This window comes from Psychrobacter sp. Ps3 (genome assembly GCF_022129275.1).
GTDB lineage: Bacteria > Pseudomonadota > Gammaproteobacteria > Pseudomonadales > Moraxellaceae > Psychrobacter > Psychrobacter submarinus.
Genome location: NZ_JADQAL010000028.1, coordinates 1 through 14,473, shown reverse-complemented (window position 1 = coordinate 14,473; position 14,473 = coordinate 1). Strand labels below are relative to the sequence as shown.

Annotated in this window: 11 protein-coding genes; 3 read left to right on the top strand and 8 right to left on the bottom strand. The window is 44.4% G+C overall.

From position 1 onward, the window contains the following. Window positions 1-111: 111 nt before the first annotated feature. Window positions 112-1,422 (top strand): lytic murein transglycosylase, encoded by a 1,311-nt coding sequence (locus I3248_RS09125; RefSeq protein ID WP_238063382.1) that lies wholly within the window; start codon window positions 112-114, stop codon window positions 1,420-1,422. A gap of 212 nt (window positions 1,423-1,634) precedes the next feature. Here I3248_RS09125 and I3248_RS09120 read toward each other — a convergent pair whose 3' ends face one another. The 4 genes from I3248_RS09120 to I3248_RS09105 all read right to left on the bottom strand — a co-directional run bounded on the left by I3248_RS09120 (window position 1,635) and on the right by I3248_RS09105 (window position 7,115). Then, complete coding sequence (locus I3248_RS09120; protein ID WP_238063381.1) at window positions 1,635-2,726, bottom strand: glycosyltransferase; 1,092 nt, start codon at window positions 2,724-2,726, stop codon at window positions 1,635-1,637. Between the two features lie 21 nt (window positions 2,727-2,747). Then, window positions 2,748-3,971: a hypothetical protein gene (locus I3248_RS09115; RefSeq protein WP_238063380.1), complete on the bottom strand. Its 1,224-nt coding sequence runs from the start codon at window positions 3,969-3,971 to the stop codon at window positions 2,748-2,750. Window positions 3,972-4,009: 38 nt separating this feature from the next. Beyond that, complete coding sequence (locus I3248_RS09110) at window positions 4,010-5,323, bottom strand: glycosyltransferase (RefSeq protein WP_238063379.1); 1,314 nt, start codon at window positions 5,321-5,323, stop codon at window positions 4,010-4,012. A 127-nt stretch (window positions 5,324-5,450) separates the two neighbouring features. Then, entirely contained in the window at window positions 5,451-7,115 is a 1,665-nt protein-coding gene (locus tag I3248_RS09105; RefSeq protein WP_238063378.1) for a glycosyltransferase family 2 protein, read from the bottom strand. Between the two features lie 492 nt (window positions 7,116-7,607). Here I3248_RS09105 and I3248_RS09100 point away from each other — a divergent pair, with 492 nt between their 5' ends. Both I3248_RS09100 and I3248_RS09095 read left to right on the top strand, forming a co-directional pair. Beyond that, the gene (locus I3248_RS09100; RefSeq protein WP_238063394.1) at window positions 7,608-8,591 is read left to right on the top strand and encodes a glutathione S-transferase family protein; all 984 of its coding nucleotides are present in this window, start codon (window positions 7,608-7,610) and stop codon (window positions 8,589-8,591) included. A 166-nt stretch (window positions 8,592-8,757) separates the two neighbouring features. Further along, window positions 8,758-9,072, top strand: coding sequence for a DUF4298 domain-containing protein (locus I3248_RS09095; protein WP_238063377.1), 315 nt, complete (start codon window positions 8,758-8,760; stop codon window positions 9,070-9,072). Between the two features lie 42 nt (window positions 9,073-9,114). On the opposite strand, the gene I3248_RS09090 is transcribed toward I3248_RS09095, so the two are convergent. The 4 genes from I3248_RS09090 to I3248_RS09075 form a co-directional block, all read right to left on the bottom strand. Further along, window positions 9,115-9,729 (bottom strand): DedA family protein, encoded by a 615-nt coding sequence (locus tag I3248_RS09090; protein WP_025647112.1) that lies wholly within the window; start codon window positions 9,727-9,729, stop codon window positions 9,115-9,117. A gap of 117 nt (window positions 9,730-9,846) precedes the next feature. Next, window positions 9,847-10,836 carry a D-cysteine desulfhydrase family protein gene (locus I3248_RS09085; protein ID WP_238063376.1) on the bottom strand — a complete coding sequence of 330 codons (990 nt, stop codon included), beginning with the start codon at window positions 10,834-10,836 and terminating at the stop codon, window positions 9,847-9,849. Window positions 10,837-10,962: 126 nt separating this feature from the next. Then, window positions 10,963-11,781, bottom strand: coding sequence for a DUF5020 family protein (locus tag I3248_RS09080; protein WP_238063375.1), 819 nt, complete (start codon window positions 11,779-11,781; stop codon window positions 10,963-10,965). A gap of 551 nt (window positions 11,782-12,332) precedes the next feature. After that, the gene (locus I3248_RS09075; RefSeq protein ID WP_238063374.1) at window positions 12,333-14,069 is read right to left on the bottom strand and encodes a BCCT family transporter; all 1,737 of its coding nucleotides are present in this window, start codon (window positions 14,067-14,069) and stop codon (window positions 12,333-12,335) included. Window positions 14,070-14,473: the final 404 nt, after the last annotated feature.

Below are 14,473 nucleotides of genomic sequence, written 5' to 3'. Positions count from 1 at the left end.
ATTTGTTGCTAAAGTGATTTTTAGCGAGCAACGGATTGTGCTACTGCTGCCTTCGTTTTATATTGTCCTGTATGTGCCTTATTTCACCTGTTATTAATACTCGAGACGCTCATGATTTTCAAAAAACATCACATCGCAATCTTGCTACCTACGCTTATGGTTGTAGGCTGTGCTAGCCAAAAGCCTGCCACTCAGCCGACTAAGCCGGTACGCCAAGGTAATGTGCAAGTCACCCAAACGCAAACCATCACGGTTAAGCCAAAGCCAGTTGTCAGACCGCAAGTGGTAACGCCTGCACCAAAACCAAGCTATACTAGTTTCTCAGACTGGAAGTCAGACTTCAGTATGCGCGCGATATCTGCCGGCAAAAACCCTGCCGATATTCAGCGTTTATTAGCCTCAGCTAATCTCAATCAACAAGTCATCTCGCTAGACTCGAGCCAACCAGAATTTTCTAAAATGCCATGGGACTATGCCGACTCCGCCGTATCAAGTGGTAGAGTCAGTACTGGCCAGCGCAAGTTTAACGAGCAGCGTTCTTATTTATCTAGTCTCGAGTCGCGTTATGGTGTTCCGGCTGAGATAATAGCGGCGATTTGGGGTATGGAGTCGTCTTTTGGCGCAGTGACAGGTAACAGCTATATACCAAGCTCGCTTTCCAGCCTTGCCTATGATGGCCGCCGCCAAGCGTTTGCCGAAGAGCAGCTCTTAGCATTGGCTGACTTATTGCAGAGCGGTGATGTGTATTGGTCGCAGCTCGATGGCTCATGGGCTGGCGGCATGGGTGAGACGCAGTTCATCCCAAAGACTTGGCTCGATTATGGGGTGGATGGCGATTATAACGGTCATCGTAACCCGTGGTCTACCAAAGATGCGCTCGCCTCCACGGCCAATTATCTCAACGCTTCAGGGTGGGTACGCGGTCTGGCGCCGTTTTATGAAGCGACGCTTCCTGCCTCGTTCGATTACTCTTTAGTCGGCACGAAGCAAACAGCGGCAAGATGGGCGTCGATGGGTCTCGACACTATAGAAGATGTCAATCTAGATGCCAATACGATGATGGAGCTGTGGTTACCAGCCGGTAAGGATGGTCCAATCTTGCTGCTAAGCCCAAACTTCGATGTGATCAAAGTCTATAACAACTCTTCTAACTATGCATTGGGCGTGAGTCTACTTGGCAAAGCCATAACAGGTCAAAGTGGCCTACGCACATCATGGCCGCGATATGAGCGTCCGCTATCAACTGTACAAGTCAAAAATTTGCAGCGCCGTTTGACTAGCGCAGGCTACGATACCAAGGGCGCTGATGGTATCATCGGTACCAATACGCGCAAGGCTTTTCAGCGCTGGCAAGCGGCTAATGGGCAAACGCCAGATGGTTTTATCACCCAGCGTAGCGCGGTGTCTTTAAGTGGCTGGTGAGCGGATCTGATTATGCCTTTTTTTAAAAGTGACTATTGGCATAAATTGAAGTGGCATAAATTAAAGTGGCATAGATCAAAGCTTAACGATTAAATGTTTTTTATAAAATGAAGCAAAAGCTAAAAAGCATCCGAGTTAGGGTGCTTTTTTTGTAGAGTCTAAATGATTTGGGTTAAGTGCTTTTGGTTAGATGCTTTTGGTTAGGTGATAGTCTAAACGTAGGGCGCGTCAGGGCAATGTGCAGCCTCAATCTCATTATCTGTAGGCTGACGAGTGATAGTGATGGCGCTTTGCTGCTCAGGCTGCCAGTTGATAAGCTGCATATCAGCGAAGCTCTCAAGCCAGCCGCCCATGGGCCAGTGTTGCCACTTCTCATAAAAGCGATTGGCATTGACAACGATACTTGAGAGGTGATTGAGCGGCGGACGATAGACACTGTGCTGCTGATGATAGATGACATCGCAAGTCAAATAAAACTCAATATTTAGTTCGCGTGCCATAAAAGCAAAGTCCGTGTCTTCTGCGCCATAACCGACATAATGAGTATCAAAACCGCCAATCTTTTCAAATTGAGTACGGCTAATGGCAAAGCATAAACTCCAAAACGCGCCATAGTCTTGTGTACGCTCAATTGTTCTTTTCGCTCTGTTAGTTATCTTCGCGGACTCTAATTCTATACTGTCAGTGGATTCGGCAGCTTGTTCAACCGCCTGCTCAACCGCTTGTTCAACCGCTTGTGCAACAAGGTTATGACGATAAGGATTAGTCACCGCGAGAGCGTTTAGTTCAGCATTGCCCCAATCACCTTGTTGTAATTTACCAGACTCATTATCGGTTAGCGGACGCGTCAGATAGAGCGGCTGACCCATCAGCAGGGCACTGGGATGCGCGGCTAGCTTCGCGCTTAATTGCTTGGTAAAAGTCGTCGACACGATACAATCGACATCCAAAAATATCAGCTGCTCATAACTGGCTTTAGCTGCGCCAAGATTGCGGTTTCGGCCAATATCGAACCCTGTTTTTTCTATAGCGTCGTTTTCGTTGTCCGACAGCAGATCTCGTTGATTAGCCGCTGCTAAATCCCTCTCTTTACTGTCCGAAGTAGGGATTTGCACTATATTGAGTGGATACTCAGCTAAGCGCTTAGGGTCAGCATCATCGTTGACGATAATGATCTCAGCAGGCTGCACGCTACCATTAGCTAAACTACTAAGGAGGTTATAAAGGTGGCGATTACGACCATAGCAAGTGGTAATGACGCTGACATCGATAGTTTTAGGTCGAGGGTGGTTTGCTTGATTCATAGTTTATTTTTATTGTATTAATCATTTAGGAGTCATATCTAGCTTTGGTAATAACCAGTCCTGAAACCAGGGTTTAGTAGCCGGATACTCAATAAAGCTGTCCATCAAGGCTTGGGCCGCGGTTTTAGTGTTTGTTTCATCTACCGTATTGTTACTCACTCGGTTGCTGTCTGGCTTAGCAGATGAAGTGAGTAAACTGCCGAGACTAGGAGGGTTTTTTGACACGTCTACAAATTGTTGCCAACTCATCGCCCGCCCTTGTGCGATAAGCGCCTCTGCCATTACTTCTTGCTCACGATGTGGCCGCTCATCTGGTAGCACTACTAATGGCGTCTTGTGATGATAAGCTTGGGCGATAGCATTGAGTCCGCACGCCATTATCAACAGATCGCTATGCATAAGAAAAGGCGAGACATCGGTTACTTGCGCGGCGATATCAACATAGCTACGTTTGTTATCAGCGATTGGCCCAAGCGATATAATCAAGGCATCAGGGTGCATCTCTCGCAGTTTTGGCAGCTTAGCGTCAATCGCTTCATGGCCACCATAGCCTTTAATCACTGTAATAATCTTTGGGTTTTGTTCAGCTTTATCGGTTAGATTAAACTTTGTAGCAGGGTTTGAGCCATTATTATCGTCTTTGATTAGATCGGCTAGTGATACTATAAATGCATCATAAGAGATGGACTTGGCGCTCTTTTCAGGCAAAAAATCTAAGTATAAGGTTTTTTGTTGAAGCCAGTCGTCGGTCTCAGACGTCTCTAAGGCTTTCGGGTAGGGCGCAAGTAAGCCTAGGGCCCCGGCAAAAGCGTTGAGATGCGGATCGTCATCGCGAACACCTGCAAGCCTAACGTAAAGATAAGGCACGCTAGCGGCGCGGCAGAGCATAGCGACTTCAACGCTGACATCGATAATCATTAGATCGATGCTATGCTGCTGAATACCGTTAATAAGCTGCAGGCTACGAGTTTGGATATCGTGATTACCTATAGGAGAGTAATGCAGACTTGCCGGCTGCCAGTACTTGCCTGCACGGCCAGCCAAAATATCATCCTCTCGCTCATCCTCTGCATTAAGACGAATAATTTGGTCATTTTTGATAGTCGTAAAAGTATAAGCGTCTATGGTAAGGCTGGTAAAAACGATAAAGTTGTTACGTAAGCTGATAGGCATAAGCGCGGCTAGTTTATCCGCTTGTCGGCAATGACCTGAGCCGTGGTGATGAGCATAATAGCCAATGCGCATAAAAATTCCAAAGATTATATAAAGGTTTAGAGTAAAAATTAAACGACTCTTTCAACTTTTTGCTTCCTAGTTTCGTCTTTATTTTGAGTAGTCGTTTCACTTGGATTATCAGCACTATTTTGACGATTAATATTTGAAACAGTATTGCTAGCTTTAAAATTAGCGCTATCTGATACTAAAGGTTCTAGCGATAACGCTTGTCTATATAAATCGACATAGCCATCGACCATAGCCGCAACCGAACAAAACTGCTCAGCACGCGCACGACAAGCCGCTCTTGAGCGAGTCTTAATAGTATCAAAAGCTGCTACAAAGGCCTGTTCATTATACTTAGGGACAATAATACCTGTCTCATCGTTGATAATCTCTGCCGCAGCGCCTACGTTGAAGCCTATCACTGGCGTACCGCAGGCTAAGCTCTCAGCCAAAGTGAGGCCATATGGCTCATCCCAAGTACTCGTAAATAGCATGGCGGTTGCTTGACACAAATAGTCGTTGATTTGATCTTTGGTTAAGTGACCCACGTAAGTGAATAGCGCCTCGCCCTCTGCCTTATCGGCATCCGCTGCCAGTAGTGGCGCAACTTTGCTATCAAAATACTCTTGATTACTTTTGGGACCTGCGATAATCAAGCGTTTACCCGCTGCCTGACAGTATTGCATCGCTAAGTGGGTGCCTTTTTCGGGGCAAATACGCCCATACCAAAAATAAACCTCCTCGTTAATAGGCTCAATATTGGCTGTAAAAGAGTCGACATCGATACCGTTATAGACCACATGTGATGGCACAAACTCGTCAAACAGCTGCTGCTGATGAGCGCTGATTGAGGTAAATTGCGTGGCAGTGCCTTGCTGCAAGGTTAATAAAGCTAAGCGTATATGCGGAAAAATAGGCGTATGAAAGGTAGTAAAAAAACGCTTACCAAATGCTTGACCCGTTAGCATCGGTACGTGATACAGACTATGGTTATGGACGATATCAATCTCGCCGCGTTTGTCTCTGGCAATGATATCGCTAAGCGCCTGCTGATATACAAGATACTGATACATATCCTCACGGCTCATGCCGACAGAGTCGTGCTCATTGTCATAAACTAAAGTATCAAACTGTTCACGAGTCATGAGCGGCTGTAGGTTAGCCTGCGTTTGGCTGTCCTCATGAGCATAGAGCAGTACGTCATGACCGCGCGCGACTAGCTCATCACATAGTAGCTGAGTAATCATCTCCAAACCGCCAGCATAAGGCTGTGCAATCGGATAGAGCGAATGAGCGATGATAGCGATCTTTAGAGGCGCATGCATGAGCGGCGCAGAGCGAATCTGCATCGAAGCTTTAGGATGTGTCAGTGACATAATGTGTCCAGTAAAGGGCGATAAGGAGAATGTAAGTATTGTATTTATACCGGTATTATATTTATACCGGTTTAAACGTTCGTTATAGCTTTTATTATCAATAGCCGCACAAGCTGAATAAAAACAGCTAAGAGCTTGCGGCTTCTTTGTCCGTATAAGCTTTATTAATAGAGTGACGGCTCATAGCTGTTGATGGAATAGCTTTAGCCTTTGCTAATGAGGTAGCCGTTTTGCTTGGCTTACGCACAGCTTTACGCTGATTACGCGTTTTAAAATTAATAATTTGTCCCTCTATTCGCTGATAACGATAGTTGTCTAGCGCCACACTGGCAGCAAACACTTTTATCAAACAAATCACTAAAGCGGCTGCAAACAACACTGGCGAATAAAGCGGAGAAAAAGGCGCAACTAGTAGCAAAGTAGCCAAGTTAAGCGTCAATAGCAGTTTAGGTAGCGCCCTGATATTAGCTATAAAGGTCGAGCGAGAGGTACTACTATTAGCTTGTTTGGGCGTACAAATAAAAGGTTTATCACGGCCCCAAAGTACTGGCATCCACGATAAAGCGCCAAACTCCCAAAAATTCAGGTGCAGCAGCCAAGCTCGCGTTTGTTTTTTTAACGACTCATATCTTTGTAGAAGAGAGGCAGGCTTACTACTAGTTTGTTTAGCGCTATGTATTTGCTGATTAAGAGGGGCGCTATCATGACTATAAGCCCAAAAGCGTCTGCCTAGAAACAGCGCGTAGCTGGCAAAAACGGCATACAAAGGCGCGAGTAATAACTGAAAATTTGCTGCAAAATTAAGTAATAAAGCGCCAGTAACCATCAGGACACACGTTAGCTGCAACAAAATAAATAAGCCAGTGAAGTTGACCCAAGCGCTAAGCTGCGAGAGATGCGCTCTGATATAAGATAGGCGCTCAGAGTTTTGTTGAGCTTTAAAAGGTGTTTTCTCTGCTACCGACGCTTGCTTATCAGTAGCAAAATAAGAGCTCAGCACTTGCATATTGCCATAAATCCAGCGCTGTCTTTGACAGATAAGATCCGGCAAAGTATTTGGCAACAGACCTGTCGCTATCACTTTAGGGATAAACTGACTCTTCAGCCCTTGCCGGTGCATTAAGACGCCCATTTGTGCATCTTCAGTAATAGACGCGCCAGACCAGCCGCCTAGTTGGGTAAGGGCTTGCCTGCGAATAACTGCAAAAGTACCCGTCGATAACGCGCGCTGACGGTTGAAAGGGCGGTACAGATGATAATTAAAATAATGGTTTAATTCGCTATGCACATCTATTAGGCCTTTATCGCGATAAAACTGCGGGAACTGCAACAAAGCATGAGTAGGATAGTCTACTATTGCTTGAGCGATGGCTTTTCTAGCATGAGGGAGCGCTTGATAATCACTATCGACTACCACAATATGACTACAGCTTGCGTCCATCAACTCTAGCGCTAAGTTCAGCGCTCCTGATTTAAAATTAGCGACTTTATCCACATGATAAAAACGTACTTTAAGCTCACTTGCCAAACTGGCGCAATAAGCGGCCAAAGGCTCGTACAAGGCTTTATCTGTATGGTTGTTATCGATAATGAGAATCTCGTCATTAGCGGACTTAATGGCTAGCAAAGACTCAATAGTCGCTGTGACAACCTCAAACGGTTCAGCACGAGTCATAATCTGAAAACTTAAACTAGCCGTATCCTCATTGTCCAAACCTTCAGCATAAGAGCTGCGGCTTGAATGATAAATAGTGAAATTAGGCGCAAAAGCAGTCACTTTATTAACGGTCATGATCTATCCTTGAGCATCTACGTAATTCATGGCTAATAGGGTTAAGTATTGATAATTATAATTTTAAAGTTATTTTTATAATTTTAGGCGTCAGTCATGTAAGAACAGAGCTATTAATAGTAAAGCTATGCTCAGTTATAAAGTCATAATAATATGGTTTAATAGCTCAAATTAGACAAGAATTGTCGTAAAAATAGCCTAAGTGTAACGGTGAGTAATTTAGGTAAGAAAGTGTTAGCTATTAGGTGGTTAGCGTCCAGATTAATTGCTGTATCGTCTTCTACTGATTTCTAGCACCTGCATTTAGCCAGCAGACAGGTTTTACGATTCAGAGTCATATTTGTTTACTCTAATGTATAGCTGGCGAGTAAAGTGTTATAGTCGGACCAAGCTAACATGAACGTATATTCACTTAGTGCTTTGCCTAAATGAGCATAAGCAGAATTTTATAGAGTTCATTAAAAAGCATAATGTTTTGATAAGGATAAGATGATGGGATTATTAGTAGAAGGACAGTGGCAAGACCAGTGGTATGACACGGATGCTACTGGCGGCCGCTTTAAACGCGAAGAGTCGGGCTTTCGCAATTGGGTAACCAAAGACGGTAGCGCAGGCCCAACAGGAAAGGGCGGCTTTAAGGCTGAGCCAAACCGTTATCATTTATATGTGTCTTTAGCTTGTCCTTGGGCGCATCGCACGACTATCTATCGTAAGCTCAAAGGGCTTGAGGATATGATATCGCTATCGGTAGTGCATCCGTTTATGCGCGATTACGGCTGGACCTTTAAAGACGGCGACGGCGTTATTCAAGATCCGATCAACCATGCCAATTATATGTATGAGGTGTATATCGCAGCAAAATCTGACTATACCGGCCGCGTGACAGTCCCTGTATTGTGGGACAAAAAAACCCATACTATCGTCAGTAATGAGTCCTCTGAGATCATCCGTATGTTCAACTCCGCCTTTGATGAAGTCGGGGCAACACCGCTTAATTTACTACCAGATGATCTAAAAAACGAGATTGATGAGATTAATGAGCAGGTCTATTCATCAGTCAATAATGGCGTCTACAAAACAGGCTTTGCGACAACGCAAGAGGCTTATGAAGAGGCGGTAACCGAGTTGTTTGACGGCCTTGATAAATTAGAGGCGCGTCTGGCAACGAGCCGTTATTTAGTAGGCGATAGACTTACTGAGGCCGATTGGCGACTATTTACCACTTTGGTAAGATTTGATGCGGTTTATGTCGGTCATTTTAAATGTAATATTCGCCGTATTATTGATTATCCTAACCTTTGGAATTATCTCAAAGAGCTATATCAAGTGCCCGGTATCAGCGAGACTGTCAATATGGAACACATTAAGGCGCACTACTATACCAGTCATGACACTATCAATCCGACTGAGATCATACCACTTGGCCCAGTTATTGACTTTAACGAGCCGCATAACCGTGAGCAAATCAGTGATTAAATGCTAATTTTACTTGAATGATCTTTATAAACCATCCGCTAAAACTCTATAGTTTTAGCGGATGGTTTACTTTGAATTATCACAGGTAAAGAGCAGTGTAAAGACAAGGTATTAGCTGATTTGAAATTCTGAAGAGATTTTTGCAACTATAAATAGGAGTTATCTGATGAGCGAAGCTATTAATCCACAAGACATTGATCCACAAGACATACAACACAAATTTGAGCGTTGGTCTGCTCTACAGTCAAAGTTATTACAGGCGCAGCAAGATTGGAGAGAGGCAGAAGCGCTACTGTCTGAGGTACAAGAGTATTATTTAAGTCCGCAGTGGATGCAAGATCGCAAGGCTAATGTCACGATTAAGCACTCTGGTGAGGCTCATTCTATCTTTAGCGAAGACGGTATTTGGAATGCGATGACAGAGCATCAAGAGCAGGCGATTACTTGGATGCGCTTAGGGTTGGACGCTATCGACAAGTAAATCAAGGCGTTAGCACTTAGTGATTATCGGCCTGCGCGTTTGTTAGTGTTTATCAGATAAACGCCGCTTTACAAACCAGCCAATAATAATGACAACGATAAGGATGCCAATACCTGTCGAGTAAGGTGCGAGCGTTGATTCAATAACCTCGTAGTTTTGGCCCATATAGTAACCCGCGAGCGTCAGACCTGTCGTCCAAATGCTCGCACCAAGTGCGGAGAGTCCCAAAAACGGTAGCATCGGCATATTATTCATACCGGCAGGAATCGAGATGAACGAGCGGATACCAGGCACCATACGACCAAAGAATACCGCTTTTTTACCGTGCTTATCGAACCATTCATTGGTAGCTTTGATATCGTCAGGTTTTACAAAAACAAATTTGCCATATTTTTTGGTTAAGGCTATCAAGCGCTCTTCATTAAACACGCGGCCTAAATAGTACAGTGGTAACGCACCAAGTACCGCGCCAAGCGTCCCTGCTAGTATGGCAAGTATGAGATTAAGCTCACCATTTGAGGCGGCAAACCCAGCAGCAGGCATAATGACCTCAGAGGGAATAGGCGGAAAGACGTTTTCGGCAAACATGGCAAAGATAATGCCAAAGTAGCCAAACTTCGCCGTGATAGAGAGTACCCAGTCACTGATTTGACCCATAAAAAACCTTTAAAATAGAATGAACAATACTGCTGCTAAACCGAATCTTTAGGCAAAAGATACTAGATCATCAGTGGTTTTTCAATTTAGAAGGTTTTACGCGCTGTGCAAGTTTCGTTAACGTATATCTAAATCATCAGCGTAGGCAAATAGCGCCGGCGCGCCGCCAGTATGCCAAAATAAGACGTTATCGGTTGCTTTGATTTGCTCGGTGCGTATCATATCGACGAGTCCGCCCATCGCGCGTCCCGTATAAACAGGGTCCAGCAAAATACCTTCGTTTTGCGCAGTCAATGCAATCGCTTCTTTTTCAAGCACGCCGATCACCCCATAACCGTCGCCAACATAATCAGAGTTGAGTATCAGATCGTCCGCAGTGAACTGATAATCGGCTGCAATCAACTGCGCTGTGCTGTTGGCTAGGCTCACGATATGCTCATTAAAAGGCACTTTATCCATCTCACCTTTATCAATATTGATGCCGACTATTTGACTATGAGTCTGCAGTATTTTATTGCCAAGCATTAAGCCGGCATGAGTCGCCCCAGAGCTAGAAGCGAAGATAATATGGCTAAAATCTATCTTTAACGCCTCACGCTGCGCGTTAAGCTCTTTGTACGCCTCGATAAAGGCCAGCGCACCTAACTCATTTGAGCCGCCGTAAGGAATGACATAAGGCTTTTTGCCCTCAGCTTTTAACTGTGCCACGAGGGCTGGAATGTCTTCCCCCTTACGGTTCTCGCCTGCCCAGTGGATATGGCAGCCGTAGACTTTATCGAGTAGTAGATTACCTTGCGGCTGCTCGGGCTCTTCGCCGCCTAAGACGAGATGACACTCAAGCCCGAGGCTTGCTGCGGCTCCTGCGGTTTGCCGGCAATGATTGGACTGAATAGCGCCTGCGGTAATCACCGTATCCGCGCCTTTGGCTAACGCATCACCCATGATGTATTCAAGCTTACGCGTTTTATTACCGCCGAGCGCGAGTCCCGTATTGTCATCGCGCTTCATATAGATATTGGGGCCGCCAAGCGTTTTGCTTAAACGTGTCAATTCAATCAAGGGCGTAGGGAAGTAGCCTAGCGACGCTTTAGGTAAGGTGTCATTCATAAGGTAATTAGTCCGTTTTCTTAGTGAATATCAATTTATTTTGAAGCAAAAAAAATCCTCATTCAACATTAAGCTTGAATGAGGGTTGGATATTGTCTAACGCTATTACAATGGGGCTACTGAGATTTAGAAATGCACTTTTACTAAAGCACTAGGTACGCTTTGATTGACGCCATCCAAACCAAATTTATTACGCCAGTAACTGTATTCCAAACCCACTTCAATACGGTTATCGATGCCTAGCGCCTCTTGCAAATTGTACTTAATTTGCGGATTAATATGTAGCTGATCTTCTAAATCATCATTGTTAAATGAGTAATCAATATAGCCATCAACGACGAAGTTGTTTTTCTCCCAGCCATAAGTCAAAGTAATTTGCTGATCATCAGCGTCATTAGGGCCTGAGTTGTTATTGAATACATGATACAAGGAAGCGGAAGCGTATTTCATACCTTCGATAGGCACATCGAGATCCGCACCGACTCCAACCAGATAGTTGTCTTGGCTAAAGCCGCTAGAGTTGGAGCCAAACTCGTATTGAGCGGCAAAATTGACTTGTTTGACAAAGCTATCATTAAAGGTTGCGACTTTAAATTTAGGCGCAAGCTCGCCATAGATGTCTTTGGCTCGGCTTTTCTCATTATCGCTCGCGCCTTGCAAGCGATCAACGAAGAAAAACACGCCGCCCCAAGTATGCGCAGAGGCATGCTCAAGCGTGAGCGTAGTCAGCTCGCCATCTTTTGCTAGCTCATAATCCTCACCGTATAGCAGTGAAACGCTAGTATCTGAAAACAGCACTTTAGCCTGCGCATTGCTAATCGCTCCTAGTGCTAGTGTAGCGATAAAAGCCGTGGCTAATGGTTTGGTAACAGAGCGTTTAATATTTAGGCAAGGTTTTTTGATCTCGGTCACAGAGGTTGATGCAATTGAGAGAGGATGACGCACAGTAATACTCCTTTATGTACAGTCGTAGGCGAAACATAGTTAACTATCGAAAACAGGCTTAACTTATAATAACGGCGTTCATTGAAAGCTGATCCTTAGCTCTAAATGCAAAGTTTTTTACTTTCGCTGTAGCCGTTTATAAAGGGAAATGCCTAGTAGGGTAATCACGTGAATCACAGTTGATTGAGGCGTCACGTGGTTACTTATTGCAATATTTATTAACAATCTGAAACAGTTAAGCACGTTCTAAAGGCGCTGACAATAGAAAATTAGCGAACAAAATCAGCTATATAGTCAGTATTTAACGAAAGAGTTCACTAAGTTTATGATTTATAAAGAATAACTGACCAAATGGTCAGCTTTGCTTTTTTGTAAATGAAACAGAGCATTTAGGAAGAGAAGGGGTATTTGGGTCTTTTTGATCATTAACGATAATAAATAGTTCGCTGTACGGATGTGAAAGATAATCCATCTAACCAAAGTAGAAACCCCAAACAGATCACTGTTTGAGGTTGAAAATACTTAAACTTTACACCGTTAACGCTAAAACTTTAAGACTTTCGCGCTTGTATCAGATCGACAATAAGCGCCTTTAATAAGCTGATCGCCATTAAGATAATAATAAACGAGAAGGGCACCGCCGCGATAATCATGGCAGAAGTAATGGCATCTAGTCCACCTGCGAGAAGTAATGCAGCAATCACCGCGGTCAAAGCGACAATCCAAATAAGAATATGCTTGGCTCTATTCTTAATGTTGATCTTACCTGCCGCATTGATGAGATTAATCACTAATATCGCTGAATCGGCTGAGGTGACCAAATAAGTAAGCAAGAGGACCACAACCATCGCGGAGACGCCGATAGCAATCGCTGGCTGCAGTATAAAGCCTATAATCTCAAATAGCTGAGCGGTTAAGCCTGAGTCGAATATCTGACCTCCTGCGACGCCGCTGAGCTCCAAATCGATACCCGTACCACCGATTAAAGTGAACCAAATAAATAGCGTCAGACTAGGCGCGACGATACCTATCAGGCCAAACTCACGAATAGTACGGTTTTTAGAGATGCGCGCTAAGAACATACCGACAAATGGCGCAAATGCAATCCACCATGCCCAATAAAAAATAGACCAACTGGTCTGCCAACTGCCAAGCTCTGTATTTGGATCCCAAACCGTAAACATCATCGCCGGTAGATTGACGATATAGTTAAAAATACCTTTACCGAGCATCTCTAAGGCAAACATCGTCGCGCCAAAGATCAAGAAGAAAGCCAGTAATAAGATCGACAATACCATATTAATATTACTGAGCCATTTCACCCCGCGTCCCACTCCCGATAGCGCAGAAGCAGTCGATAGACACATCACGATAAATAACGATAACAGCAGCGCGCCAGTGGTCGGTTCAGGACTCGCCGTGTTAGTCACTAGCCACTCAGCTCCGGTAATGCTGTATAAGCCTGAAGCAAAGGTGCTCAATCCCACTCCAATAGTTTGCGAGATACCAAAGATAGTGGCAATCACCGCTGAGATATCGATGATATCGCCAAGCTTGCCCTCTAAGTGCTTACCAAACAGTGGTGTGAGAGCAGAGCGCATCGTTAGTGGTAAGCCGCGTGCATAACTAAAAAACGCCAAGCAGATACCGACTAAACTATAAGTCGCCCAGACACTAATACCCCAATGCAAAAAAGAGTAACGGTAAGCGGCAGATAATGCCTCCTCGCTTCTGGGTAGCACCACACCATCAATAGGCGCTATCGTGTTGGCCGCAATTTGCTCTTGATAAACAGCAAAGACATCCGCCCCTTCAGGCAGCCTAATACCGTTATTACTTAGCGTTGCCATAATCAAGTCTTTTGACATGATAGTCTCAGGGTTACTGGACAGATGCCAAAGCGGCTCGGCGGCGCTATAGGTCAATACCCCGATACCAATGCCGGCCCCAAAGATCATTGAAAACCATGAGAAGTTTGAAAATTCAGGTTTTGCATTGGGATCATTTCCAAGCTTAGTGCGCCCAAACGAGGGCCATAATATGACGGTCAGGCAGACAATGATGTAGAAGGAAACGGCATAAATATAATAGCCACTAAGATTAGCATAAGACCAGTTTTTTATAGCACTGAGGACGATACCGGAGCGCTCGATATCACTTAATATCCAAATTACAACTAAAGATATCAGTAGTAGAGCGCTCAGGGCCACAAAGCGATTAAGACCCTCAAAAAATCCTGAGTCCTGAGTCTTTATATGCAGATGTTTTAACGGAGGGCGAAAAGCCATAGCGTTTCCTTGACTTGCGATAATAGCTACCGCAGGGTTTGATAATTATAAAAAAGAGCAATCAGTGGTTGCCATATGAGTAGTTGTTATGAGTAGCTTTTTTAGTACTACTGAATACTCATAGTAGATGGGTCACGATTGACTAGAAGGGGTGCTTTGAACCAGTACGTTTAGGTACTAATAGCAAAGCTCTAAGAGGGGTAGTGATGTAATAATAGCGATAATATTTATCGAAACAGAAGGCGTCTCTATTACGATGAGTACGCCTCGTTTATAATGCGTCAAAGCCTAAAAACAAAAAAACCTCAAGTAAACTAATACTTGAGGCGAAACTTGCTTAAACTTAACCGTTTAAATTCGTTTTAAATATGGCGCAGCGGACGGGACTCGAACCCGCGACCCCC